This is a genomic window from Shewanella sp. BC20 (assembly GCF_003129585.1).
In the GTDB taxonomy this organism is placed as follows: Bacteria; Pseudomonadota; Gammaproteobacteria; order Enterobacterales; family Shewanellaceae; genus Shewanella; species Shewanella seohaensis.
Genome location: NZ_NHRI01000001.1, coordinates 397,010 through 421,367, shown reverse-complemented (window position 1 = coordinate 421,367; position 24,358 = coordinate 397,010). Strand labels below are relative to the sequence as shown.

At 47.8% G+C, this 24,358-nt stretch carries 26 protein-coding genes; 23 read left to right on the top strand and 3 right to left on the bottom strand.

Translation table 11 applies throughout. The features are described from left to right. Positions 1–44: 44 nt before the first annotated feature. From nhaR to CBX96_RS21625, 3 genes are all read left to right on the top strand, one after another. Positions 45–953: a transcriptional activator NhaR gene (gene nhaR / locus CBX96_RS01790; RefSeq protein ID WP_086903346.1), complete on the top strand. Its 909-nt coding sequence runs from the start codon at positions 45–47 to the stop codon at positions 951–953. Positions 954–1,035: 82 nt separating this feature from the next. Next, a complete protein-coding gene (locus CBX96_RS01785) occupies positions 1,036–1,284 on the top strand; it encodes a succinate dehydrogenase assembly factor 2 (protein ID WP_109285503.1) in 249 nt (82 codons plus the stop codon). Beyond that, positions 1,265–1,705 (top strand): protein YgfX, encoded by a 441-nt coding sequence (locus CBX96_RS21625; RefSeq protein ID WP_109285502.1) that lies wholly within the window; start codon positions 1,265–1,267, stop codon positions 1,703–1,705. Before CBX96_RS01785 ends, CBX96_RS21625 begins: the two co-directional genes overlap by 20 nt. Positions 1,706–1,794: 89 nt before the next feature. Here the strand turns inward: CBX96_RS21625 and nadB are convergent, their stop codons facing one another. Next, the gene (gene nadB / locus CBX96_RS01775; RefSeq protein ID WP_086903302.1) at positions 1,795–3,408 is read right to left on the bottom strand and encodes an L-aspartate oxidase; all 1,614 of its coding nucleotides are present in this window, start codon (positions 3,406–3,408) and stop codon (positions 1,795–1,797) included. Between the two features lie 189 nt (positions 3,409–3,597). Between nadB and rpoE the strand changes: the two genes are divergently transcribed. From rpoE to CBX96_RS01715, 12 genes are all read left to right on the top strand, one after another. After that, positions 3,598–4,176: an RNA polymerase sigma factor RpoE gene (rpoE, locus tag CBX96_RS01770; RefSeq protein ID WP_011626886.1), complete on the top strand. Its 579-nt coding sequence runs from the start codon at positions 3,598–3,600 to the stop codon at positions 4,174–4,176. Positions 4,177–4,202: 26 nt separating this feature from the next. Then, the gene (locus tag CBX96_RS01765) at positions 4,203–4,826 is read left to right on the top strand and encodes a sigma-E factor negative regulatory protein (RefSeq protein ID WP_011626885.1); all 624 of its coding nucleotides are present in this window, start codon (positions 4,203–4,205) and stop codon (positions 4,824–4,826) included. Between the two features lie 12 nt (positions 4,827–4,838). Continuing rightward, positions 4,839–5,771, top strand: a complete 933-nt coding sequence (locus CBX96_RS01760; RefSeq protein WP_011626884.1) for a MucB/RseB C-terminal domain-containing protein — start codon at positions 4,839–4,841, stop codon at positions 5,769–5,771. A gap of 11 nt (positions 5,772–5,782) precedes the next feature. Then, positions 5,783–6,256, top strand: a complete 474-nt coding sequence (locus CBX96_RS01755; RefSeq protein WP_109285501.1) for a SoxR reducing system RseC family protein — start codon at positions 5,783–5,785, stop codon at positions 6,254–6,256. Between the two features lie 167 nt (positions 6,257–6,423). Continuing rightward, positions 6,424–8,214, top strand: coding sequence for a translation elongation factor 4 (gene lepA / locus CBX96_RS01750; RefSeq protein ID WP_088210501.1), 1,791 nt, complete (start codon positions 6,424–6,426; stop codon positions 8,212–8,214). A gap of 179 nt (positions 8,215–8,393) precedes the next feature. Continuing rightward, positions 8,394–9,311, top strand: coding sequence for a signal peptidase I (gene lepB / locus CBX96_RS01745; protein ID WP_109285500.1), 918 nt, complete (start codon positions 8,394–8,396; stop codon positions 9,309–9,311). Between the two features lies 1 nt (position 9,312). After that, positions 9,313–9,993: a ribonuclease III gene (gene rnc / locus CBX96_RS01740; RefSeq protein WP_011623598.1), complete on the top strand. Its 681-nt coding sequence runs from the start codon at positions 9,313–9,315 to the stop codon at positions 9,991–9,993. Beyond that, complete coding sequence (era, locus tag CBX96_RS01735) at positions 9,990–11,009, top strand: GTPase Era (protein WP_011623597.1); 1,020 nt, start codon at positions 9,990–9,992, stop codon at positions 11,007–11,009. The genes rnc and era overlap by 4 nt, the downstream gene beginning before the upstream one ends. A gap of 49 nt (positions 11,010–11,058) precedes the next feature. After that, positions 11,059–11,760, top strand: a complete 702-nt coding sequence (gene recO / locus CBX96_RS01730) for a DNA repair protein RecO (RefSeq protein WP_037427573.1) — start codon at positions 11,059–11,061, stop codon at positions 11,758–11,760. An 89-nt stretch (positions 11,761–11,849) separates the two neighbouring features. Beyond that, positions 11,850–12,587 (top strand): pyridoxine 5'-phosphate synthase, encoded by a 738-nt coding sequence (pdxJ, locus tag CBX96_RS01725; RefSeq protein WP_109285499.1) that lies wholly within the window; start codon positions 11,850–11,852, stop codon positions 12,585–12,587. Beyond that, positions 12,587–12,970, top strand: a complete 384-nt coding sequence (acpS, locus tag CBX96_RS01720) for a holo-ACP synthase (protein WP_109285498.1) — start codon at positions 12,587–12,589, stop codon at positions 12,968–12,970. The genes pdxJ and acpS overlap by 1 nt, the downstream gene beginning before the upstream one ends. A 169-nt stretch (positions 12,971–13,139) precedes the next feature. Beyond that, positions 13,140–13,676, top strand: a complete 537-nt coding sequence (locus tag CBX96_RS01715) for a DUF962 domain-containing protein (protein WP_109285497.1) — start codon at positions 13,140–13,142, stop codon at positions 13,674–13,676. A 65-nt stretch (positions 13,677–13,741) separates the two neighbouring features. On the opposite strand, the gene CBX96_RS01710 is transcribed toward CBX96_RS01715, so the two are convergent. Next, positions 13,742–15,013, bottom strand: a complete 1,272-nt coding sequence (locus tag CBX96_RS01710) for an HlyC/CorC family transporter (RefSeq protein ID WP_109285496.1) — start codon at positions 15,011–15,013, stop codon at positions 13,742–13,744. Positions 15,014–15,114: 101 nt separating this feature from the next. After that, on the bottom strand, positions 15,115–15,903 hold the full coding sequence (locus CBX96_RS01705; RefSeq protein WP_011623590.1) for an inner membrane protein YpjD: 789 nt from the start codon (positions 15,901–15,903) through the stop codon (positions 15,115–15,117). A gap of 333 nt (positions 15,904–16,236) precedes the next feature. Between CBX96_RS01705 and ffh the strand changes: the two genes are divergently transcribed. The 8 genes from ffh (at position 16,237) to hcp (ending at position 24,351) form a co-directional block, all read left to right on the top strand. Beyond that, positions 16,237–17,610 (top strand): signal recognition particle protein, encoded by a 1,374-nt coding sequence (gene ffh, locus CBX96_RS01700; protein WP_109285495.1) that lies wholly within the window; start codon positions 16,237–16,239, stop codon positions 17,608–17,610. A 218-nt stretch (positions 17,611–17,828) separates the two neighbouring features. Further along, positions 17,829–18,077 carry a 30S ribosomal protein S16 gene (gene rpsP, locus CBX96_RS01695; protein WP_011071566.1) on the top strand — a complete coding sequence of 83 codons (249 nt, stop codon included), beginning with the start codon at positions 17,829–17,831 and terminating at the stop codon, positions 18,075–18,077. A gap of 20 nt (positions 18,078–18,097) precedes the next feature. Next, on the top strand, positions 18,098–18,628 hold the full coding sequence (gene rimM, locus CBX96_RS01690) for a ribosome maturation factor RimM (protein WP_086903309.1): 531 nt from the start codon (positions 18,098–18,100) through the stop codon (positions 18,626–18,628). A 15-nt stretch (positions 18,629–18,643) separates the two neighbouring features. Next, on the top strand, positions 18,644–19,390 hold the full coding sequence (trmD, locus tag CBX96_RS01685; RefSeq protein ID WP_011623586.1) for a tRNA (guanosine(37)-N1)-methyltransferase TrmD: 747 nt from the start codon (positions 18,644–18,646) through the stop codon (positions 19,388–19,390). 34 nt (positions 19,391–19,424) lie between these two features. Continuing rightward, entirely contained in the window at positions 19,425–19,778 is a 354-nt protein-coding gene (rplS, locus tag CBX96_RS01680) for a 50S ribosomal protein L19 (RefSeq protein WP_006080791.1), read from the top strand. A gap of 398 nt (positions 19,779–20,176) precedes the next feature. Beyond that, a complete protein-coding gene (locus tag CBX96_RS01675) occupies positions 20,177–21,268 on the top strand; it encodes a 3-deoxy-7-phosphoheptulonate synthase (RefSeq protein ID WP_109285494.1) in 1,092 nt (363 codons plus the stop codon). Positions 21,269–21,330: 62 nt separating this feature from the next. After that, on the top strand, positions 21,331–22,470 hold the full coding sequence (gene tyrA, locus CBX96_RS01670) for a bifunctional chorismate mutase/prephenate dehydrogenase (protein WP_109285493.1): 1,140 nt from the start codon (positions 21,331–21,333) through the stop codon (positions 22,468–22,470). A 216-nt stretch (positions 22,471–22,686) separates the two neighbouring features. Continuing rightward, positions 22,687–24,351, top strand: a complete 1,665-nt coding sequence (hcp, locus tag CBX96_RS01665; RefSeq protein WP_109285492.1) for a hydroxylamine reductase — start codon at positions 22,687–22,689, stop codon at positions 24,349–24,351. The last annotated feature ends 7 nt before the right edge of the window (positions 24,352–24,358 follow it).

Below are 24,358 nucleotides of genomic sequence, written 5' to 3'. Positions count from 1 at the left end.
CAGCCCTTGAGGCTGCGGTATCCATCAGAGGAAGCTCATTGGCGATGCTGCATCTTAATTACAACCATCTTTATTATTTCTGGATGATCAAGAAGAAGGGCTCTGTGGCCAAGGCGGCCGAAGCCCTTTGTCTGACACCTCAAACCATCACGGGGCAAATTCGCGCCCTTGAAGATCGCCTTAACGGCAGCCTATTCAAACGTGTCGGACGCAATTTAGAGGCGACAGAGCTCGGTGAGTTGGTATTTCGCTACGCCGATAAGATGTTTTCCCTCAGTTATGAGATGCTCGATTTACTCAACTATCAAAAAGATGATGCCATTTTATTTGAAGTGGGTATTGCCGATGCCTTGTCTAAAGCCTTGGCGAGTCGCGTATTACTTTCAGTGGTGCCGAATGACGGCTCTATGCACCTTGCTTGTTATGAAGCGACCCACGAAAGTTTAATGACTCGTTTACGCGAGCATAAACTGGATATGATCCTCTCGGACTGTGCGGGTGAGTCATTGAAATATCCTGAGATTTTATCGAAAAAACTGGGTGAGTGTGGCGTGAGCTTTTTCTCCGCCGAAACCTACAGCGCCGATTTCCCGGCTTGTTTAGAACAAGCACAATTGCTGATCCCCGGTCGTAGAACATCGCTTGGGCAACAATTATACCGTTGGTTCGATGAACAAAATCTTAAGGTGAGCATCCTAGGCGAGTTTGACGATGCGGCGATGATGAAGGCCTTTGGCTACCTGAAACGCGGGATCTTCGTTACGCCGTCGGTTTACCCTCAAGAGGTGATTTCCCATGGCATGCATCTCCTAGGTGAAACCTTAGATGTGAAGGAAGAATACCATGTGATGTTTGCCGAGCGGATGATCCAACATCCCGCGGTGAAACGTTTATTAGAGACGGATTTCAGTGATTTATTTGCCGGATTAGACAGCCAAGTTCAGCGGTGTTAAACCAAGTTTCAATACGGCTTGCATCGACACTCTACGGCGTGAACTGGTAAACTAAGGCGAAATTAGTTTTGGGAGAATTAACTTGGAGTTAATGAACATTGCACGGGTCCGCTGGGCATGTCGCCGCGGAATGCTCGAATTGGACGTCTTGTTCCAGCCTTTCGTCGAAAATGTTTATCAGGATTTGTCGGATGAAGACAAGGCCCTATTCATTCGTTTACTCGAGTGTGAAGACCCTGAATTATTTGCCTGGTTTATGGGTCATGAAGCCTGTCCCGATGCAGAGCTTGCCCGCATGGTAGTGCAAGTCCGTGGCAGAGCGGCGCCATAGTTTTAGCGTAAAAGCCTCTCGCGACCAACGACTCTCGTTGGTCGTTTTTGTTTGTGTCTGCAGTACTTCGTTACTTATCTGGCCTGAAACGGACGTCGTATTTTGGCTTGTGCTTAAGTTGGTCTTCGCCGTTTTAATCCTCGGATTCTTGGGCTATCAGTTATGGCGACTGAGAACTTGGCATTGCCGTTTTGAGCTTAATGGAAAAGGGGAAGGTTGGCTCTCGACGGGGGAGGCGTTTCATGTGCTCCCCAGAACTTGGGTAACGCCCTTTGTTTGCTTGGTTTATTATCAGTCCGCCGATAAGTTGTATCTTTTGCCCCTTTGGGCCGATATGTTTAGCTATAAGAATTACCGCCACTTATGCCGACTCTTACTTAAGGTTAAAACTCAGGCGACGAGCCAGCGCGAGTCCCTTTAATCCATATCTAACATGTTTCCTTAGCCTAAATAAAACGGGCTAAATCTGAGTAGATTTAGCCCGTTAAACGTGTCACTTAAGCAACGCGGTTATTTTTCAGGTTGCAGAATCGTTGGTTGCGGTGAGTCTACCTTCTCTGGATGGTCGATATTGTAGTGCAGACCACGGCTCTCTTTACGATCCATGGCGCAGCGGATAATCAGCTCCGCCACTTGCACTAAGTTACGCAGTTCCAGCAGGTTATTACTGACCCTGAAGTTGCTGTAATACTCTTGGATTTCCTGTTGCAACATCAGGCAGCGGCGCAATGCACGCTCCAAGCGTTTATCCGAGCGGACAATCCCCACATAGTCCCACATAAAGAGGCGCAGTTCGTGCCAGTTGTGGGCAATCACCACTTCTTCATCGGAGTTGGATACTTTACTCTCGTCCCACGCCGGAATTTGCCCCGGTAATGGAATTTTGTGCATTTGGCTCTCAATATCCTGCGATGCAGCGCGGGCAAATACCAAGCACTCGAGCAACGAGTTACTCGCCAAGCGGTTCGCACCATGTAAGCCGGTATAGGCTACTTCGCCGATGGCATAGAGGCCGTTTAGGTCGGTTTGGCCGTGTAAGTCAGTCATTACACCACCACAGGTATAGTGGGCGGCAGGCACCACAGGAATGGCATCCTTAGTGATATCAATGCCCAGTTCCAAACAGCGACTGTAAATTGTTGGGAAGTGCTTGATGATAAAGTCGCTGTCTTTATGGCTGATGTCTAAATAGACGCAATCGGCACCTAAACGCTTCATCTCGTAGTCGATGGCGCGGGCCACGATATCGCGGGGCGCGAGTTCGGCGCGCTCGTCAAAGTCAGGCATAAAGCGGCTGCCATCGGGGCGACGTAAATAAGCTCCTTCACCGCGCAGGGCTTCGGTCAGTAGGAAGTTACGCGCATCAGCATGGTAAAGGCAGGTCGGATGGAATTGATTAAATTCCATATTGGCCACACGGCAACCTGCACGCCACGCCATGGCAATACCATCACCACTCGCCACATCGGGGTTTGAGGTGTATTGGTAGACCTTAGAGCTACCGCCCGTGGCTAATGCGACAAATTTTGCCTTAATGGTTTCGACCTGCTCGGCATTACGGTTCCACACATAAGCGCCTAACACGCGATTGCCAGGGCGATTTAATTTACGGGTGGTGATGAGGTCGATGGCGTTGTAACGTTCTAAAACTTGAATATTGGGGTGGGCGAGGGCGCGTTCTTGCAGCGTGGTTTGCACTTCTTTGCCCGTTGCATCTGCGGCATGCAGAATACGTCTATGGCTGTGGCCGCCTTCGCGGGTCAAATGATAAGGTGCGTCTTTGGCATTATCGCCAGCGGTTTCTTCTTTATCGAATGCCACGCCACATTCAATTAACCATTGCATGGCGCTCTTGGCGTTTTCAGCAGTAAAAGTTACCACTTCTTTATCGCACAAGCCGGCACCGGCCACTAACGTATCGGCCACATGGGATTCGATGGTGTCACTTTCATCGAACACAGAGGCGATACCGCCTTGGGCGTAGTATGTCGACCCTTCCGAGAGTGGGCCTTTTGAGAGCAGAATTACGTTTGCTTTTTCAGCAAGATGCAAAGCTAGTGTCAGACCTGCGGCACCGCTACCTATGACTAATATGTCAGATTGGTGTTCAACTACTTGTTTCATCGGGTATCATGCTATGACTGAGAGTGCCATCTATGGTAAACCAACTCACCGATTATGGGTACTTTCCTTTTAACCTTACTTTTTTTGTATAATTCTTAGAACTTTTTCAAAGCACGCTAGTCTACATAAGTGAATATGATTCGAGCGACTGAGAAATCAGCATTTTAGATTTGGGAGAAGTCGGCTCGGATGAGTGGACAAATTAGTGATCAACAATTAGTTGAGCGCGTACAACGGGGAGATAAAAACGCTTTTAACCTGTTGGTGCTTAAATATCAGAGTAAAGTAGTGAGCTTGATTTCACGCTATGTGCGTAACCAAGCCGACGTTACCGATGTGGCACAGGAAGCGTTTATCAAAGCTTATCGAGCTTTGCCAAACTTTCGCGGAGAAAGTGCGTTTTATACCTGGTTGTACCGCATAGCCGTAAACACGGCTAAGAATTACCTCGTGTCACAGGGGCGCAGAGCGCCTGCAAATGATGTGGATGCCGAGGATGCCGAATACTATGAAGGCAGTGACGCGCTAAAGGAGTTTGCCTCCCCAGAGCGACTAATGTTATCGGACGAAATCAAAAAAGTGGTTTTCGAGACATTAGAGTCCTTGCCGGAAGAATTACGAATGGCGATCTCGCTGCGTGAACTCGATGGGATGAGTTACGAAGATATTGCCATCATCATGGATTGCCCTGTGGGTACTGTAAGATCTCGTATCTTTCGTGCCCGTGAAGCAATCGACAAAAAACTCCAGCCATTGCTGGAAGAGTAACACCCTTAAATTTAGACAGGTGAACAATGGATAAATTAGGTCAAGAATGGGTATCTGCCGCTGTCGATGGAGAGACAGATCTGCAGACTATGGCAGAACTCGCTGCCGATACGCATTCACATAATAAATGGCGTAACTATCATGTGATAGGTGATGCTATGCGGGGTGAATTGCCCCAGACTATGGCGTTAGACCTTTCCGCCAGTATTGCGGCTGCAATCGAGCTTGAGCCTGCCATTGTCTCGCCTCAAGTAAGCGCACCTGAAGTTACAGCGGCTCCACAGCAAGTCGCCGTCAATGCTGGCCAAAGCCGTGTTGTGCCCTTATTCAAGCAGTTTGGTCAGTATGCTATTGCCGCAACTGTGGCCATGTTCGCTATCGTAGGCGTACAGAACTTTAACCAAACTGCCGATGATGCAGCTTCGCCATCACCTGTGCTCATTACCCGTCCGTTGATTGGTAGTGCGTCGCCAGTGAGCTTACAGACAGGTCCAGTGCAGCAAAATCAGAGCTACACGAATGACCAACTGAATGAGCAACGTCGCCGAATTAATACTTATATTCAGGACCATATGTTGCAACAACGATTGAATACAGGTGCCGTTGTAGAAGACAATAGCGAGGTTATTCCCGTTCCTGTCAATCAGTAGTAAGGAGTTAGCTTGCGTCTAATCCTATTGGCTTTAGTAGCCTTGGTATTCCCTGCAGTGGCGCAGGAAGATATGCCTGCTAAAGTCTGGCTTGAAAAAATGAGCCAGGCTTTACAAGAGAAAGAATTTAAAGCATCGATTATACAACTTCAGGCCGACCATATTCGGCCTTTGGTTTATCTTCACGGTAAGGTGAATAATCAGGAAGTTGCGTTTCTTGAGTACCTCAATGGCCCGCCAAAAAATGCGGTCAGAGTGGGCAATCGAGTCACCTTTATCGAACACGATCAACCCGCCTATAGCATCCTTTCTAATCATATTCAGGGCGTATGGCCTGCGGCTTTCTCGTCAAAGATGAGTGATTTAGAAGTGGGTTATCAGTTTGTACTCGGTGGTCGTACGCGTATTGCGGGACGTCCCGGTCAAATGATCCGTTTATTGCCAAATGATGAGTACCGTTACGGTTTCCAAATTTGGCTGGATATGGACACCTACCTGCCCCTCAGATACGACATGCTGACTCAAGATAAACAATTACTTGAACAGTTGATGGTGATTGAGCTTATTGAGTTAAATGAGCCGCCATCGATTCTGCAGGAAGCCTATAAGCAAGAATGGCCAGCGGTTATCGACCAGGCTGAACGCCAAGATGGACAAAATTGGCAGTTTTCTTGGTTGCCAGCAGGATTTAGCGTTGTGGTGCGTGATCATCACCGTTTGATTGGCAGTCACGAGGCGGTTGAATATATTGCGTTAACCGATGGCTTAGCCAGTATTTCTGTCTATGTCGCGCGTGCTGGCTCGACGCCATTACCCGAAGAGTTAATCACTCGTAATGGTTTGTCTTTGGTATCTGAAAAAGTGGGTAATGCCGAAGTAGTTGCCGTAGGTAAAGTACCGACCGAAACCCTAGCCCGTATCGCGAAAAGTCTGATGTTAGAATAAGGCCTCTTATTATGATGGAAGAAGTTGCGCGGGTTGTCGCCTGCGATAATCAAGGTTGGCTGACCGTCGAGGTAGAGCTTAAAAGTACTTGCAAGAGCTGCAGCAGTAGCGAGTCTTGTGGTACGTCGGCGGTGGCTCAGGCTTTTTCGGCAAAGACTCAACAATTCTCCATTCAAAGTGAACGAAACTGCGAGGTTGGCGAACTGCTAAAGCTCGGTCTGCCAGAGAGCGTGATCCTGAAAGCGGCGGCCTTAGTTTATTTGATGCCGCTGCTTGGTTTATTTGCTGGCGCGGTATTTGGCCAGTTTTTCGCAGGTTTGTTGGAAATCAATTCGGATCTCAGTGCGATAGCCTTTGCCGCCTTAGGGGCGATAGCCGCTTGGTTCTTTGGAAAGCACAAGGCAAAACAACTCGAAGTCGATTCGCAACCTGTCATTTTGGCTTATTTAGGCTCAGGGATCAGTTTAGAAAAATTACCCTTTTAATTTCATATTGTTATTGATTTTAATCTGGCAATAAACTTCCGCTGAGAGCCGCATTTTTCGACTTAAAGAGAAGGATGAGTGAATCTGATTGGTATTGAAACCGCAATCAGGTACAATTTCGCACCTTTGAACCGTATCCATTTTTCAGTATTAGTCATAGCAGCATAATGAAACACATTAGAAACTTCTCAATTATTGCCCATATCGACCATGGTAAATCGACGCTATCAGATCGTCTTATTCAGGTTTGTGGCGGGTTAAGCGACCGTGAAATGGATGCGCAAGTTCTTGATTCTATGGATCTAGAACGTGAGCGCGGTATCACGATTAAGGCGCAGAGCGTCACGTTGGAATACAAAGCCAAAAATGGCGAAACTTACCAACTTAACTTTATTGATACCCCTGGCCACGTTGACTTTTCCTATGAAGTATCTCGTTCATTAGCCGCCTGTGAGGGCGCGCTGCTCGTGGTGGATGCGGGTCAAGGCGTTGAAGCTCAGACGCTTGCAAACTGTTACACCGCGCTGGATATGAATCTGGACGTAGTACCTATCCTGAACAAAATCGACTTACCCCAAGCCGATCCTGAGCGCGTAGCCGCTGAGATTGAAGACATCGTGGGTATCGATGCGATGAACGCTGTGCGTTGCTCGGCCAAAACCGGCGTGGGTATTGACGAAGTGTTAGAAGTCATCGTTGAGCAAATTCCGCCGCCAGAAGGCGACCCAGAGGCGCCGCTACAAGCGCTGATCATCGACTCTTGGTTTGATAGCTACTTAGGCGTTGTTTCTCTCGTACGTATTAAAAACGGTGTGCTGAAGAAAGGCGACAAGTTTAAGGTAATGTCTACTGGACAAAACCACACCGCAGACCGCGTGGGTATTTTCACGCCTAAACAAACCGATAAAACCGAGCTGAAAACCGGTGAAGTAGGTTTCGTTATCGCGGGTATTAAAGAAATTCACGGTGCACCAGTGGGTGATACCTTGACGCTGGCTAAGCATGGCGCTGAAAAGCCATTACCCGGCTTTAAGAAAGTGAAGCCTCAGGTTTACGCTGGTGTGTTCCCAATTTCGACCGATGAATATGAAAACTTCCGCGATGCGCTGAACAAACTCAGCCTAAACGATGCGTCATTGTTCTTCGAACCTGAAAGTTCATCGGCCCTGGGTTTTGGTTTCCGTATTGGCTATTTAGGCCTGCTCCACATGGAAATCATTCAAGAACGTTTAGAGCGTGAATACGATCTTGACCTTATCACGACGGCACCAACCGTAGTGTATGAGGTGCTGTTGACCAGTGGTGAAACCATCTATGTTGATAACCCAGCAGACTTGCCGGCGATTAACAACATTGAAGAGATGCGTGAGCCTATCGTTGAAGCTAATATTCTGGTGCCAAAAGAATACTTAGGTAACGTGATTACCCTGTGTATCGAAAAACGTGGTACCCAAGTGAACATGGTTTACCACGGTAATCAAGTGGCCGTGACTTACCACCTGCCAATGGCAGAAGTGGTAATGGACTTCTTCGACCGCTTAAAATCGACCAGCCGTGGTTATGCATCGTTAGAATACAACTTCATCCGCTTCGATCCTGCGGACATGGTGCGTTTAGATATTCTGATCAACGGCGACCGCGTAGACGCATTGGCGATGATTATTCACCGTTCAAACATTCGTCACCGTGGTTTAGCGCTGGTTGAGAAGATGAAGGAGCTGATCCCACGTCAGATGTTTGATATCGCGATTCAAGCCGCTGTTGGCAGCCAAATTATTGCCCGTTCTACCGTAAAAGCCCTACGTAAAGACGTAACGGCGAAGTGTTACGGTGGTGACGTTTCCCGTAAGAAGAAACTCTTGAATAAACAAAAAGAGGGTAAGAAACGGATGAAACAAGTGGGTAACGTTGAGGTGCCGCAAGAGGCGTTCTTAGCGGTACTTAAGCTAAACGAGTAACACTCGAGATAACACAATTTAGCTATTATTGCGCCGCAGTTTGCGGCGCTTTACTTAGCTTATCGTATGTTTTGTGGTGTTTTTTTAGAAATACGGTAAGTTAACTAAAGTTCGCGAGTCGAAATACAATAGTCGCTGAGTTTGGATCTTTACATTTCAAGGCAGGAGTTCAATAAGCAATGGCAGCCTATTTTTCCATTATTTTAGTGCTAGTCACCCTGATTTCAGGGCTGATCTGGTTAATCGATGTGCTGGTATTTGCGCCTAAACGCCGCGAAAGCTTAGCCTTAGCCAAGGCTTCGCAGGCTAATTTAACCGAGGAAGCTGAATATAACATCATCCGCGAACCCACAGTGGTTGAAACCGCGCATTCCATCTTCCCTGTGATTGCCTTCGTGTTGATCCTGCGTTCGTTTATTTATGAACCATTCCAAATTCCCTCAGGCTCTATGATGCCAACCCTGTTAGTGGGTGACTTTATTCTGGTGGAAAAGTTTAGCTATGGCCTAAAAGATCCCGTATGGCGCACTAAACTGATTGAAACGGGCGAGCCGAAACGTGGCGATGTGATTGTGTTTAAATATCCTGAGAATCCTCAGATTGACTACATCAAGCGCGTGGTGGGTTTACCGGGCGATCGGATTATTTACCGCAACAAGCAGTTAATGATCCAAAAAGCCTGTGGCGCAGAGCAAACCCATTGCCCAGAGGCAGAACTGGTGGCGCGTACCGAAATTAGCCGTGGTGATTTCAGCCAAGATGGTGTGCCATTAATTCGTTTTAAAGAGCAACTCGGTGAAGTGGCCCACGATATTTTAATCAATCCAAGCCGCCCCGATATGCTGGGATACTTCAAGCGTGAAGCTAACTTACCTGCGGGTGAGTTCCTTGTACCCGAAGGACATTATTTTGCGATGGGTGACAACCGCGATAACAGTACCGACAGCCGTTTCTGGGGCTTTGTCCCTGAAGAGAATCTTGTCGGTAAAGCGGTCGCTATCTGGATTAGTTTTGAGTTTGACCGTTCTAAAGCCGACTTCCTGCCAACTTGGGTGCCCAGTGGAGTACGTTTTGAACGAGTAGGTGGAATTCACTAGTATGGAACCGATTAAAAATTTGCCACGTTTGTGTCGTACTTTGGGTTATGAGTTCAAGAATATTGAGCTTCTTACCCAAGCATTGACCCATCGAAGTGCGGCAAATAAGCACAACGAGCGTTTAGAGTTTTTAGGCGATTCGATTTTATCTATTGTGATTTCAGACGCCTTATACCATCAGTTTCCTAAGGCGACTGAGGGTGATTTGAGCCGGATGCGCGCCACCTTAGTGCGTGGTGATACGCTCACCTTGATTGCTAAGGCCTTTAAGCTTGGGGATTATTTATTCTTAGGCCCTGGTGAGTTAAAAAGCGGTGGTTTTAGACGTGAGTCTATCTTGGCCGATGCGGTCGAGGCGATTATCGGCGCAATCTACTTAGATTCCGATCTCGAAGTGTGCCGTAAGCTATTACTGCATTGGTACGCCGAGCGTTTGGCCGAGATCCAACCCGGCGTGAATCAAAAAGACGCTAAAACCTTACTGCAAGAATATTTACAAGGGTTAAAGAAGCCGCTACCCGATTACCAAGTAATCAATATAGAAGGCGATGCCCACGATCAAACATTCACCGTTGAATGTCGTATAGATGACTTGAGCGAAAGCGTGATTGGCGTAGCGAGTTCGCGCCGCAAAGCCGAGCAGATTGCCGCGGCTCAAGTATTGGAGTTACTGAAGAAATGACCAAAAAAACAGACTTGCCAGCTGTCGATGCCGCTAACGCGAGCAATGAGCCGAGCTTAGATGAATTACTGGCAAGGATGAATGCAGCGAGCGCGGCGGCGCCGTCTGTTCACTATGATGTGACCTACTGTGGCATGGTGGCCATTATTGGGCGCCCTAACGTGGGGAAATCGACCCTGCTGAACCGTTTGCTTGGGCAAAAGATCAGTATTACCTCGAAAAAGCCGCAAACGACGCGTCATCGCATCATGGGTATCCATACCGATGGTCCACGCCAAATCGTGTTTATCGACACGCCTGGTCTGCATATTGAAGAGCAGCGCGCAATTAACCGTCTGATGAACCGCGCGGCGGCGAGCTCACTTGCCGATGTGTCTATGGTGATTTTTGTGGTCGATGGTATGACATGGACCGCCGATGATGAGATGGTATTAAGCAAACTTCGCCGTGGTGGTGAAGAGCGTAAAACCGTTTTAGCCATCAATAAAGTCGATAATATCAAAGATAAAGAAGCCCTTTTCCCTTATTTGGAAGAAGTGGCCAAGAAGTATCCCTTCGATGAGATCTTGCCGATTTCGGCCAGTAAGGGCACCAACGTTAAGCGCATTTTAGAGATGGCGGCAGAGTCTCTGCCCGAGAATCCCTTCTTCTTCCCAGAAGATTATGTGACCGACCGTTCGCAACGTTTTATGGCTTCTGAAATTGTCCGCGAAAAACTGATGCGCTTTTTAGGGGATGAATTGCCCTATGATGCGACGGTTGAAATAGAGCAGTTTAAGATGATGGAAAACGGCGTTTATCAAATCAACGCCCTGATCTTGGTCGAGCGCGAAGGCCAAAAGCGGATGGTGATTGGTAGCAAAGGTGAGCGCATTCGTACCATCGCCACGCAAGCGCGCCTCGATATGGAAACCTTGTTTGATAACAAAGTGTTCCTCGAGGTGTGGGTGAAGGTCAAATCCGGTTGGGCCGATGATGAGCGCGCCCTGCGAAGCTTAGGTTACGGTGACGATTAATCGTTACTGATAATAGGCCGAGCCTGATCATGAACGAGCGCGCAGACCGATGAAACGGGGTTATGTTTTGCATCATCGCCCTTACCGGGAGTCTAGCGCGCTGGTCAATCTCTTGGTTGACGGTATTGGTCGTGTCGATGCCGTCGCGCGAGTCGGGAGCGGTAAACGCTCCATCAAAAGTATCCTCCAGCCCTTTCAGCCGCTGATTTTTGAATTTAGCGGTAAGTCTGAACTCAAGAATATCAGCCAAATTGAAGCGGCCGCGCCAGCCGTGCCTTTATCGGGTTATAGCCTGTATGCCGGCATGTATATCAATGAATTGCTGATGCGCACTCTGTCGGTTCACCATAATGCCGAGGCGTTATTTCTCATCTACCACCAAGCCTTAGTAGGGCTTGCGGCGCAGTTTTGTGAGTCGAAGCTGCGGTACCTTGAGCTGGCGCTCTTGCGGGAGCTTGGGGCCATGCCATCCCTTATTCGCGATACCCAAGGCGAACCGCTGATCCCTGAACATTACTATCAGCTTGTGCCAGAACTGGGTTTTCAATTTGTGTTGAACAGCAGGGCAAAGCATACCTATCAAGGCGCGATGTTAACCGCGCTTAACGATAATCAATTGTTGCAGGAGCAGTTTTTAGAGGCTAAACGGTTGATGCGCTCTATGCTGCAACCCCTGCTCGGAAACAAGCCGCTGGTGAGCAGGCAGTTGTTTATTCAAGCGACAGCCTCTAACAGAGATGGGAATAATTAGCCCTAGCTCCTGTTTTTTACTGGCTGTCCCAGTACAATAGGGCGCAAATCAGCGTTAATTCTAGCCTTACAAACATAAAGGAGTTCCCGATGAGCCGTATCTTATTGGGTGTTAATATCGACCATATTGCGACCCTGCGCCAGGCTCGTGGCACCAGTTATCCCGATCCTGTCCATGCGGCGGCGGTTGCCGAGCATGCGGGTGCCGACGGTATCACGATTCATTTACGGGAAGACAGACGTCATATTATCGACCGCGATGTGTATCTGCTGGCAAAAACCTTAAAGACGCGGATGAACTTTGAGTGTGCAGTGACTGAAGAAATGCTCAACATCGCCTGCGAAGTCAAACCAACCTACGTTTGCCTAGTCCCTGAAAAACGCCAAGAAGTGACGACTGAAGGCGGTTTAGATGTGGCTGGCCAATTAGATAAAATCACTGCCGCGGTAAGCTGTTTAGCCGCCAACGGTATTCAAGTGTCACTGTTTATTGATGCCGATAAGACGCAAATCGATGCCGCAGTCGCCTCTGGCGCGCCACTTATCGAAATCCATACCGGTTGTTATGCCGACGCTAAAACAGCTGAGGAAGAGGCCAAAGAACTTGCGCGTATCAGCGAAATGGCGAAATACGCCCACGGCAAAGGCCTAGTCGTGAATGCGGGCCATGGGCTGCATTATCACAATGTTAAGCCGATTGCGGCGATCCCTGAGCTGTATGAACTCAATATTGGCCATGCCATTGTCGCGCGTGCGGCCATTGATGGCTTAGCGACAGCGGTTAAAGACATGAAAGCGCTGATGTTAGAAGGTCGTCGAGGCGAATAATGGCAATCGTTGGGCTTGGCACTGATATAGTTGAAATCGAGCGCATCACGGCTCATGTGACGCGTTCCGGCGATAAGCTGGCTAAACGTGTACTCACGGAAGCTGAGTTCGATATCTATCAACAGCATAGCCAACCGAACCGTTATTTGGCTAAGCGCTTTGCCGCCAAAGAGGCTGCAGCAAAAGCCCTAGGGACGGGGATTGGTCGAGGGGTATCTTTTCAGCATATCCATATTGGGAATACGCCCGATGGTGCGCCGACGATTGATTTTACACAAGGGGCACAGCAGCGTTTAGCTTTGCTCAACGGCGTGGTTGGACACATTTCAATCGCCGATGAAAAATCCTACGCCATTGCGACGGTTATCCTCGAATCTCGCTAGTTTCTAACCCATTAGCACAAAGGGAGCCTTAGCTCTCTTTTTTATTGCGTAAAATGCGTGGCAACATTTTTGTTACTTTTTTCTGTTCAGTTTCGCATTTTTGGGCTAGGTTAGGTCAAAAGTGGTATCTAGACACTAATGTGCAGGGACACAGCAAAAGGAGCCCCAGATGAAATCCGCCGTAGAGCAGCTATCAACCTATAAGAGTGTGCATTTAAATCAGCGCAACATACTTACCCATTTCGTAGGTATTCCATTGATTATATGGTCTGCTTTCCTATTGCTGGCGACTATCCGTATTCCACTTGGTAGTGCGGGCGATGTGAGTTTAGGTGTGGTTTTAGGGGCTGGTGTGCTGGTTTATTACTTTCGCTTACATGCAAAGTTAGCGATTGGCCTGGCTTTATTTATCGCCCCCGTCGTATATACCACTGAACTAATGGCAGGCTCTCCCAACGCCTTCTGGTTGGCTATATCGGTATTTATCGTGGGATGGATTTTCCAGTTAATTGGCCATCAATACGAGAAGGCCAAACCCGCTTTTGTGGACGATTTAAACCAACTGTTAATAGGTCCGTTCTTCTTAATGGCCGAAGTGTATTTTATCTTGGGGTTAGAAAAGGCGTTAGATGCCGAGATTACACCTATCGCTATAGAGAAGCGCCGGGCGCTCGAAGCACGTCTCAAGACGCGAAGCGTTAAATAATTTCTTGGGGGAGAAGGAAATCGGCTGATTCCATTTGGATTCAGCCGATTTTTTATATGGGGACGTTAGCGTGGAGACTGATAATGCTGTGGAATGATACGTACGGTTTTGACCATATTGTCAGCAACTTCAATGACTTCCAATGGATAACCGGCTAGGCGAAGGCTAGTGTTTTCGGCTGGGATATCCTCCAAGTATTCTAAGATCAAGCCATTGAGGGTTTTGGGGCCATCGGTTGGGAAGTCCCATTTCATTTCTTTATTCAAATCACGGATGGTGATACTGGCATCGACTAAGTAGCTTCCATCCTGTTGGGCGGTAATGTCTTCACTCGGTGTGGCCAGCATAGAGGTGGTGAAGTCGCCGACAATTTCTTCGAGAATATCTTCGAGTGTCACCAATCCTTGAATATCACCGTATTCATCGACCACTAGGCCGATACGCTCTTTATTGTGCTGAAAGTTGGCTAATTGCACATTGAGCGGCGTGCCTTCGGGAATAAAGTAGAGCTCTTTGACCGCGCGTAGCAATGAGGACTTACTGAACTGCTCTTTCGATTGCAGGCGCAGCGCGTCACGCAGATGAATAAAGCCGACGGCATCGTCAATAGTATCGCGGTAAACCAGTACACGAGTATGTGGACTTTGGATCACTTGACGATTGATATACTTAAAATCATCGTTGACGTTAATGGCGTAAATATCCGAGCGCGGCACCATGATGTCCTCTACGGTGACTTTCTCTAAATCCAAGATTGATAACAACATCTCTTGGTGGCGTTGGGGGATCAAGGCGCCAGCCTCATGGACTACCGTCCTTAATTCTTCTTGGCTGAGTGCATCACTGCTGCTGATGGTTTTGATGCCAAAGAGACGCAGCATACCTGTGGTTATCCAGTTAACGCTGGTAACCACATAGGCAAAAATTGTTGATAAACCAATGAGTAAAATACTCGATGGGAAGGCAATTCGCTCAGGGTTCAAGGCGGCGATGGTTTTGGGTGTGACTTCGGCAAAGACCAATACGACCAAGGTCAGCACACCTGTGGCTATCGCGACGCCTAAATCGCCCCAAAGGCGCATACCAATAATGGTCGCAATGGCTGAGGCGAGAATATTAACCAGGTTATTGCCAATCAGAATTAAGCCAATTAAGCGGTCTGGACGTTCGAGCAACTTGAGGGCACGAATGGCACCTTTATGGCCGTTTGAGGCGAGATGTCTTAACCGATAGCGGTTAAGGGTCATCATGGCGGTTTCAGAACCTGAAAAGTAGGCAGAACAAAGAATAAGCACTAGTAAGAAAATGAGGAGTGCGCTTGTCGATATAGCGTCCAAAAATAGGCTCCAATCAGGCCGATAAGTTTAAGTTGATACCGAGAAATACACGGAGTGTCAAGTCAGCTTAGGGAATAAGCGCCTAAGCTGACTTGAAATTATTAACTAAGAATTAACTCTTTGACAATGCGAGCGCCGAAATAAGCTAAGGATAACAAGGTCGCGCCGGTTAAGGTGTAAATGACCGCGGTGCGAATTTTACAACCGACCCAATACTGCTGCCATAGCATGGCGATATACACAAACCACGCGATGATAGACAGAATCGCCTTATGGCCTTTGCCATCGGCAAACATATCATCGAGGAAGATAAAGCCAGTGGCGAGGGATAAACTCAGTAAAATGACCCCAATAATCACAAGATGGTAAAGCTGCTTTTCAACCGTCATCAGCGGCGGAATGCCTGGACTTAACATTAATTGTTTCTTTTTGAGTTTATTTTGGATCATCGCCAGCTGAATCGCGTACAGAGCGGCGATCATCAGGGCGCTGTATGCCATGAGAGAGAGCACAACGTGGGCCAAAACCTCAGGGTACAGCTCAAAGTGAGTAATAAACTTAGGCGGCAATAACCAGAGTAGGGCTACAGAGAGCACAGAGCAGGCGTAAACCACGGGCACAACCACAATCACTTTTAGCCTGAACATCATCACGGTAAAGGTGAAGGCGATGATCCAGTTTACTAACGAGATCACATTAGTGAGGCTGAAGTTTTGTCCATCGGTTGTAAACATCGCTTGAGAAAGGGCGGCAGCGTGCAAAATCACGGCGATGGCGGCGACACCGGCAACGGCCTTACGATTAGGACCTTCAGGGTGGAACAGTCGACTTGTCACTAATACCAATGCAATGCAATAAAAAAACATGGCTGAGGCAGAAAAAATGACCATGGGTAATTAACCTATTCGTGTTGTTAATGGTGCCTTTTATTCCCAAGCTCGCTAAAGCGTAGATCTTCATTTGGTTTGGGTTTTAACTTGGCATACAGATCAATATTTTGCCTAGAATAACATGAGCCGTCGGCAAATGGGCAGTGACATAAGTTGCAAAATTTAGCAGATTCTTATTGTTAGACGTAAATAGTCGTAGGCGAATCGCAAAATATGACCCAACGCAGGTTAAATGCCGAAGTTAACGCAAGTAGGGCATAGCAGTAGCATAATGCGCCCGCATCGTTATAATACAGCCCATTAATCGAGATCCTAAAGGTATAGAGCAGGACGATGTTTGAGAATCTAACCGACAGACTGTCACGCACGCTGAAAAATATCAGTGGCCGTGGTCGCTTAACCGAAGAAAACGTTAAGGAAACCCTGCGCGAAGTGCGTATGGCGCTGCTGGAGGCCGATGTTGCCCTGCCTGTGGTGCGCGAATTCGTTAACAATGTAAAAGAGCGTGCCGTTGGTCAGGAAGTGGCGAAGAGCTTAAGTCCTGGTCAAGCCTTTATTAAAATTGTTCAAAGTGAACTTGAAAAATCCATGGGCGAGGCAAACCAAGCGCTGGATTTAGCGACTCAGCCGCCAGCCGTGGTGATGATGGCGGGTCTTCAAGGTGCGGGTAAAACGACCAGTGTTGCCAAACTGGGTAAGCTGCTGCGTACGCGCCATAAAAAATCGGTATTAGTTGTCAGTGCTGACGTTTATCGTCCTGCGGCGATTAAACAGCTTGAAACTTTAGCGACCGAAGTCGATGTGGAGTTCTTCCCATCGGATGTGAGCCAAAAGCCAATCGATATCGCCAAGGCGGCCATTGCCCACGCCAAACTCAAATTTATCGATGTGGTGATCCTCGATACCGCGGGTCGTCTGCACGTCGATGAAGCCATGATGGATGAGATCAAGGCGCTGCACGCGGCGGTTAAGCCTATTGAGACACTGTTCGTAGTCGATGCCATGACGGGTCAAGACGCTGCAAACACGGCCAAAGCCTTTAACGAAGCGCTGCCCCTCACCGGTGTGATTTTAACTAAGGTCGACGGTGATGCGCGCGGCGGTGCGGCATTATCGATTCGCCACATAACTGGCAAGCCGATTAAATTCCTCGGTGTCGGTGAAAAGACCGATGCTCTAGAGCCTTTCCATCCAGACCGTATCGCCTCACGTATTCTCGGCATGGGCGACGTATTATCGCTTATCGAAGAAGTTGAGCGCGGTGTAGATAAAGACAAGGCGATTAAGCTGGCTTCTAAAGTGAAGCAGGGCGGCAGTTTTGATCTCGAAGATTTCCGTGAACAGTTACAGCAGATGAAAAACATGGGCGGCATGATGAGCATGATTGAAAAGCTGCCCGGTGTGGGTCAATTGCCACCGGATGCCTTAGCGCAAATCCAAGACGGAAAAATGACCCGTCAAATGGAAGCCATCATTAACTCAATGACGGCGAAAGAGCGTAAAAACCCCGATTTAATCAAGGGCTCACGTAAGCGCCGTATCGCTGCGGGTTCTGGTACACAAATTCAAGACGTAAACCGTTTATTGAAACAGTTTACCCAAATGCAAAAGATGATGAAGAAGATGTCGGCCAAGGGCGGCATCCAGAAAATGATGCGCGGAATGCGTGGCATGATGCCTGGCGGGATGAAATTTCCTGGCCGTTAATTCCAGCGATTTTTATCAAAGTTGATGTTTTATCAGTTGGTTGATTCTATTTGGAATGAGGCGGGCAATCCTAAGGCAGGTTTAATAATCGCCAGATTTGGTTGCATTCGTTGAAAAGTCAGGTAAAATCTTCCGGCTTTCTATCTGGGACTCTTCGCGAACACGGGGTTCCAGTTTTTATTTTTGCTTCAAGCAAATCATTAGAGGATTGAAAACGCATGGTTACCATTCGTTTAGCTCGTGGTGGCGCTAAAAAGCGTCCATTTTACAACATCGTTGTTGCTGACAGCCGTAACGCTCGTGACGGTCGTTTCATTGAGCGTGTTGGTTTCTTCAACCCATTGGCTCGTGGCCAAGAAGAAACTTTACGTTTAGACCTAGCTCGCGTTGAGCACTGGGTTGCGAACGGCGCTGCGACAACTGATCGCGTAGCAAAATTGATCAAAGACGCTAAAGCTGCTGCTTAATAGCGTTAAGGTATAGATTGATGAGCAGTAACCAACAGCCAGTCGTACTGGGGAAATTAGGCTCCTGTCATGGCATTAAAGGTTGGCTGAAAATCACCGCCTATACCGATTCTGTTGAAGGTATCTTTGACTATTCACCTTGGCTTATTAAAGAAAATGGTGAATGGCGTGAAGTAAAAGTCATTCAGTGGCGTTACCAAGGCAAGGCGGTTGTCGCCGAGCTTGAAGGTGTCACCACGCGGGAGCGAGCACAAATGCTCACCAATTGCGAAATTGGGATCCTGCCAGAGCAGATGAACGCATTGCCAGAAGACGAGTTCTATTGGCGTGATCTCATCGGTTGTGAAGTGATTAATACCAATGGCTATAACATGGGTGTTGTCGATCAAATCGTGGAAACCGGTTCGAACGACGTGCTCTTAGTGAAAGCCAACGCGAAAGATAGCTTCGGCAAAGTGGAACGTATGCTTCCCTTTGTCCCAGGGCAATTCATCTTAAAGGTGGATGTCCAAGGTAAACAGATTTTAGTGGATTGGGATCCTGACTTTTAAGTCGAGGTACAACATATGTGGTTAGGGGTAATAACCCTGTTCCCAGAAATGTTTCGTGCCGTAACAGACTTTGGGGTTACGGGTCGTGCCGTGAAGAACGGTCTGCTTGAGTTGCACACGTGGAATCCTCGCGATTTCACCCATGATAGACACAGTACGGTAGATGACAGGCCTTACGGCGGTGGTCCCGGTATGTTGATGATGGTGCAACCCTTACGCGATGCCATCCATGCTGCGAAAGCGGCGGCAGGCGAAGAGGCAAAGGTGATTTACTTGTCACCTCAAGGACGCAAGCTGGATCAGCAAGGCGTCACTGAGTTGGCTGAATCATCCCGGTTGATTCTGGTGTGTGGTCGATACGAAGGTATTGATGAACGCATCATTCAAACGGAAGTGGATGAAGAATGGTCGGTTGGGGATTACGTGCTTTCGGGCGGCGAATTACCTGCAATGACCTTGATAGATGCAGTATCGAGATTGGTTCCTGGCGTGCTAGGAAAACAAGCTTCGGCGGAGCAAGATTCTTTCTCCGACGGTTTACTGGACTGTCCTCATTACACGCGCCCTGAAAGCTTAGATGGACTCGATGTACCCGCAGTACTGCTAAGTGGCAACCACGAACAAATTAGACTCTGGCGTTTGCAGCAAAGCCTTGGTAGGACTTTTCTAAGACGGCCAGAATTATTTGAAAATCTAGCTCTGACTGACGAACAATCGACTCTTTTAGCGCAGTTCGTTGAAGCAATGGACAAGAATGCTTAGTCGTAGCTCAGTTAATTCTAGAACGGAGTAAGTTATGAACAACATCATTAAAATGCTCAACGATGAGCAAATGAAACAAGACGTACCTGCGTTTGGTGCTGGTGATACAGTAGTAGTTCAGGTTCGTGTTAAAGAAGGTGATAAAGAGCGTTTACAGGCTTTCGAAGGCGTTGTAATTGCTAAGCGTAACCGTGGTCTGCACTCTGCATTCACAGTACGTAAAATCTCTAATGGCGAAGGTGTTGAGCGTGCATTCCAAACGCACAGCCCTCTGATCGCTAGCATTGAAGTTAAGCGTCGTGGCCGCGTTCGTCGCGCCAAACTGTACTACTTACGTGATCGTTCAGGTAAATCTGCACGTATCCGTGAAAAGCTGGCTACTAAGTAATAGTACCCGCTACAGAAAACAAGACGTAGTGTTCGCACAGAAAACCGCCCTCGTGGCGGTTTTTTGTTGCCTGACGTTTATCTATTTAGCCATTTCGCGTGCGTTTCGGGTTAATACGGCTTTCGATAGAGAACCACTATGCCTTCAAGCCTTCGCCTTGTCTAAAGCGCGTTTAACTCCCGCGGAATGAACACGCCCTAATGCGATGGGTATAAATGCCGATTTTGTTAAATTCTTCCTTGATCTTCTGCCAATTAATAGGCATATTGGTCGCTCATTGTAATGGTGTAGCATTACGATATTACATGGTGGCCTCGGCTATTTATTTTTCCCCGCAGCGGTTTGATATCCAGACTCCTGCTTACATGGGGATATGACTTCAGTTTTAGGTGGTAAGCATGCAACAGGATACGATCAATAACGTACACATCAGTTCAGAGAAAGTTCTTATTACACCGCAGGAGCTAAAAGCGACTCTGCCACTCTCTGAGCACGCGTATCGTTATATCCTCAATGCACGCAAAACCGTGGCGGATATTGTCCATAAGCGCGATAACCGCGTGCTTATCGTCACTGGACCTTGTTCTATCCATGATATCGATGCCGCCAAGGAATACGCCTTAAAACTTAAAAAATTACACGATGAACTCAGTGATGAGTTTTACATCTTGATGCGAGTCTACTTTGAGAAGCCACGTACCACAGTGGGTTGGAAGGGGATGATTAACGATCCAGATATGGACGAGTCCTTCGATGTTGAGAAGGGGTTAAAGATGGCCCGTGAACTGATGATTTGGTTGGCCGAACTCGAACTGCCTGTGGCAACCGAAGCGCTCGACCCTATCAGCCCACAATACATCTCGGAATTAGTCACTTGGTCGGCCATTGGTGCTCGCACGACTGAGTCGCAAACCCACAGGGAAATGGCGTCGGGTTTATCTATGCCCGTCGGCTTTAAAAATGGCACAGATGGAAAGCTCGATGTAGCGATTAACGCGCTGAAATCGGCGGCCAGCAGCCACAGATTTATGGGGATTAACCAGCAGGGCCAAGTGGCGTTATTGCAAACCGCGGGAAATCCCGATGGACATGTGATCCTGCGCGGTGGCGTAACGCCAAACTATGATGCTAAGAGCGTTGCCGAGTGTGAGGCGCAGTTACATAAGGCCAAACTCAATGCTCGCCTTATCATCGATTGCAGTCATGGTAATTCCTCTAAGGACTACACAAGGCAAGTCCCCGTGTGTGAGGATGTATTTGCCCAGATCTACAACGGCAATAAGTCCATCATTGGCGTGATGTTAGAAAGCCATTTAAACGAAGGTAATCAAAGTTGTGATAAGCCATTGAGCGAACTGGCCTATGGGGTTTCTGTGACAGACTCCTGTATTAATTGGGAAAAAACCGAAAGCGTTTTACGTGCGGGCGCATCGAAGTTATCTTCGGTATTAGCAACCCGTTTCGATATGCTCAAAGTGGCCAATGCTTAAGAGTCAATCTTAAGAGCCGAATGTTTAAACACCTTACTTTAGGTGTGTAGTGGATTGATAAGATGAACGAAAAAACCACAACTGAATTAGAACACCTTCGCGGTCTCATCGATGGTGTCGACCAGCAATTGCTGCATTTACTGCGTAAACGCTTAGATTTAGTCGCCCAGGTCGGAACGGTAAAACACGCCGCAGGACTGCCGATTTATGCTCCGCAACGTGAAGCGGCAATGCTGGCAAAACGCCGCGAAGAAGCCAAGAACATGGGCATAGCGCCACAACTGATTGAAGATATTTTGCGCCGCTTGATGCGTGAATCCTATCTCAATGAGAAGGATGTCGGCTTTAAGCAAGTAAAAAACGATCTCGGTTCAGTCGTGATTGTTGGTGGTAAGGGGCAGCTTGGTGGACTGTTCCAACAAATGCTGACGCTCTCGGGTTATCAGGTTAAAGTGCTGGATAAAGACGACTGGCTGCAGGCGGAAACCTTATTTGCCGACGCCGGATTGGTACTGGTGACTGTGCCTATCGCCATCACCTGCGACATTATCCGTGAGAAACTGACCCAATTACCGCAGGAATGTATCTTAGCCGACTTAACCTCGATCAAGACTGAACCTATTAATGCCATGTTAGCCGCTCACAAAGGGCCCGTTGTCGGCTTTCATCCCATGTTTGGCCCAGATGTCGGCAGTTTGGCTAAGCAGGTAGTGGTGGTGTGCCATGGCCGCGAAGCCGATAAATACCAATGGTTGCTCGAGCAAATTGGAATTTGGGGCGCGCGGATTGTCGAAGCTGAGCCTGAACGTCACGACAATGCGATGCAGCTGGTACAGGCGATGCGTCACTTCTCGACCTTTGTGTATGGCTTGAATCTTTGCAAAGAAGAAGCGGATATTGAAACCCTGCTGCAATTTAGCTCACCTATCTATCGCTTAGAGCTGGCCATGGTAGGGCGTTTGTTTGCCCAAAGCCCTGAACTCTATGCCGATATTATTTTTGCCCAGCAGGATAGCCAGCATGCGATTGGCGATTATTTGGATAACTACCGCGAAGCATTAGAGCTACTGAAACGGGGCGATAGGGACGCGTTTATCAGCCAGTTCCAAACGGTAGCAAAATGGTTTGGTGATTTTGCGCCGCAGTTTCAGCGTGAAAGTCGCATGATGCTGCAATCGGTCAGTGATATGAAAACAAACTGATAATGAATGAGTTAGCCATAAAAATGCCCATCTTTGATGGGCATTTTTTTATGCTTTTTGTGCTGGTTCAATCGTATTAATTAGTAATTGCTTAAGGTGATCTCCCTCTAAGATTTCGCATTCGAACCAAGAAAAGGCTATCGCTTATTTACGGTTTCGGTAGACTTATTTTAAACATGCAAAAATAAAGCATGAATTTAAATTAGGAGTCTATCCATGTTTTGTATTCAGTGTGAGCAAACTATTCGTACCCCCGCCGGCAACGGTTGTAGCTATTCCCAAGGTATGTGTGGCAAATTGGCCGCGACCTCGGATCTGCAAGATTTGTTAATCTATATGCTGCAGGGTGTTTCAGTGTATGCGACTAAGGCGCGTGAACTGGGCGTCATTAACCCTGAGGTGGATACCTTTGTTCCTAAAGCTTTTTTCTCAACCTTAACCAACGTTAACTTCGATGATGAACGCATCATCGCCTATGCCAAGCAGGCCGCTGAATACCGTGAAAGTTTAAAAAATGCCTATGAAGCGGCGTGTGAAGCTGCGGGTAAACGGGCTGAATCACTCCCGCCTGTGGCGCAATTTGTACTGGGTACCAGCAAGCCTGAAATGTTGTCGCAAGCGCCTGTCGCCTTACTAAATAAAGATAAAAATGAGGTCCACGAAGATATCCTTGGGCTGAGACTACTGTGCTTATATGGCCTTAAAGGGGCTGCGGCTTACATGGAACACGCCCGTGTTTTAGGTAAAACCGATGCTGAAATTGCTGGTCGCTTCCATGAGATTATGGCGTTTCTCGGTGAGCCGAGTGTCGATGCCGATAAACTTTTCACTACAGCCATGGATATTGGTCAACTGAACTACCGCATCATGGCCATGCTCGATGCGGGCGAGACCGAAGCCTTTGGTCATCCTGAACCGACTGTCGTTAACACTAAACCCGTTAAAGGCAAAGCGATTCTTGTTTCTGGCCATGATATGAAGGACTTAGAGCTTATCCTCGAGCAAACGGCGGGCAAAGGCATTAATGTTTATACCCATGGTGAAATGCTGCCTGCGCTTGCGTATCCTGCCTTTAAAAAATATGCCCATTTAGTGGGTAACTACGGCAGTGCATGGCAGAACCAGCAAAAAGAATTCGCTAATTTCCCCGGCGCCGTAGTGATGACTTCAAACTGTATTATCGACCCGAATGTGGGCCAATATAGCGACCGTATCTTTACCCGCAGTATCGTGGGTTGGCCTGGTGTGACCCATGTAATTGGGGATAATTTTTCAGTTGTGATCGACAAGGCTCTCTCGCTCGATGGCTTCCAATACGATGAAATTCCACACAATATCACCATTGGTTTTGCCCGTAATGCCTTAATGGCCGCAGCACCGACTGTGGTGGAAAACGTCAAAAACGGTTCTATCAAACATTTCTTCTTAGTCGGAGGTTGTGATGGTGATAAGTCGGAGCGGAGTTATTTCACCGATTTAGCGAAATCGGCGCCAAAGGATTCCGTCATCCTGACCTTAGGTTGTGGTAAGTACAAATTCAACAAGCTGGAATTTGGCGATATCAACGGTATTCCGCGCTTACTCGACATTGGCCAATGTAACGATGCCTATTCGGCTATTCAGTTAGCTATCGCGCTATCACAAATCTTTGAATGCGATATCAATGAATTACCATTGAACCTAGTGCTTTCATGGTTTGAGCAAAAAGCCATTGTCGTGCTGCTGACGCTATTGTCGCTCGGGGTGAAAAATATCCGTACCGGCCCAACGCCGCCGGCGTTTTTAACGGCTAATCTTGCCAAAATTTTGGAAGAAAAATTTGGCCTGCGTAACACCACCACAGTTGAAGCCGATCTGAAGACCATGTTGAACGTGGCCTAGGCCGATT

Excerpts from the sequence above, each read along its gene's own strand:
- recO (WP_037427573.1), top strand. The coding sequence starts at position 11,059 with ATGAAACGGGGTTATGTTTTGCATCATCGCCCTTACCGGGAGTCTAGC.
- rpsP (WP_011071566.1), top strand. The coding sequence starts at position 17,829 with ATGGTTACCATTCGTTTAGCTCGTGGTGGCGCTAAAAAGCGTCCATTT.
- CBX96_RS01755 (WP_109285501.1), top strand. The coding sequence starts at position 5,783 with ATGATGGAAGAAGTTGCGCGGGTTGTCGCCTGCGATAATCAAGGTTGG.
- nhaR (WP_086903346.1), top strand. The coding sequence starts at position 45 with ATGCTGCATCTTAATTACAACCATCTTTATTATTTCTGGATGATCAAG.
- CBX96_RS01715 (WP_109285497.1), top strand. The coding sequence starts at position 13,140 with ATGAAATCCGCCGTAGAGCAGCTATCAACCTATAAGAGTGTGCATTTA.
- ffh (WP_109285495.1), top strand. The coding sequence starts at position 16,237 with ATGTTTGAGAATCTAACCGACAGACTGTCACGCACGCTGAAAAATATC.
- hcp (WP_109285492.1), top strand. The coding sequence starts at position 22,687 with ATGTTTTGTATTCAGTGTGAGCAAACTATTCGTACCCCCGCCGGCAAC.
- CBX96_RS01675 (WP_109285494.1), top strand. The coding sequence starts at position 20,177 with ATGCAACAGGATACGATCAATAACGTACACATCAGTTCAGAGAAAGTT.
- tyrA (WP_109285493.1), top strand. The coding sequence starts at position 21,331 with ATGAACGAAAAAACCACAACTGAATTAGAACACCTTCGCGGTCTCATC.
- lepA (WP_088210501.1), top strand. The coding sequence starts at position 6,424 with ATGAAACACATTAGAAACTTCTCAATTATTGCCCATATCGACCATGGT.
- trmD (WP_011623586.1), top strand. The coding sequence starts at position 18,644 with ATGTGGTTAGGGGTAATAACCCTGTTCCCAGAAATGTTTCGTGCCGTA.
- lepB (WP_109285500.1), top strand. The coding sequence starts at position 8,394 with ATGGCAGCCTATTTTTCCATTATTTTAGTGCTAGTCACCCTGATTTCA.
- nadB (WP_086903302.1), bottom strand. The coding sequence starts at position 3,408 with ATGAAACAAGTAGTTGAACACCAATCTGACATATTAGTCATAGGTAGC.
- CBX96_RS01765 (WP_011626885.1), top strand. The coding sequence starts at position 4,203 with ATGGATAAATTAGGTCAAGAATGGGTATCTGCCGCTGTCGATGGAGAG.
- rpoE (WP_011626886.1), top strand. The coding sequence starts at position 3,598 with ATGAGTGGACAAATTAGTGATCAACAATTAGTTGAGCGCGTACAACGG.
- rnc (WP_011623598.1), top strand. The coding sequence starts at position 9,313 with ATGGAACCGATTAAAAATTTGCCACGTTTGTGTCGTACTTTGGGTTAT.
- rplS (WP_006080791.1), top strand. The coding sequence starts at position 19,425 with ATGAACAACATCATTAAAATGCTCAACGATGAGCAAATGAAACAAGAC.
- acpS (WP_109285498.1), top strand. The coding sequence starts at position 12,587 with ATGGCAATCGTTGGGCTTGGCACTGATATAGTTGAAATCGAGCGCATC.
- pdxJ (WP_109285499.1), top strand. The coding sequence starts at position 11,850 with ATGAGCCGTATCTTATTGGGTGTTAATATCGACCATATTGCGACCCTG.
- era (WP_011623597.1), top strand. The coding sequence starts at position 9,990 with ATGACCAAAAAAACAGACTTGCCAGCTGTCGATGCCGCTAACGCGAGC.
- CBX96_RS01705 (WP_011623590.1), bottom strand. The coding sequence starts at position 15,903 with ATGGTCATTTTTTCTGCCTCAGCCATGTTTTTTTATTGCATTGCATTG.
- rimM (WP_086903309.1), top strand. The coding sequence starts at position 18,098 with ATGAGCAGTAACCAACAGCCAGTCGTACTGGGGAAATTAGGCTCCTGT.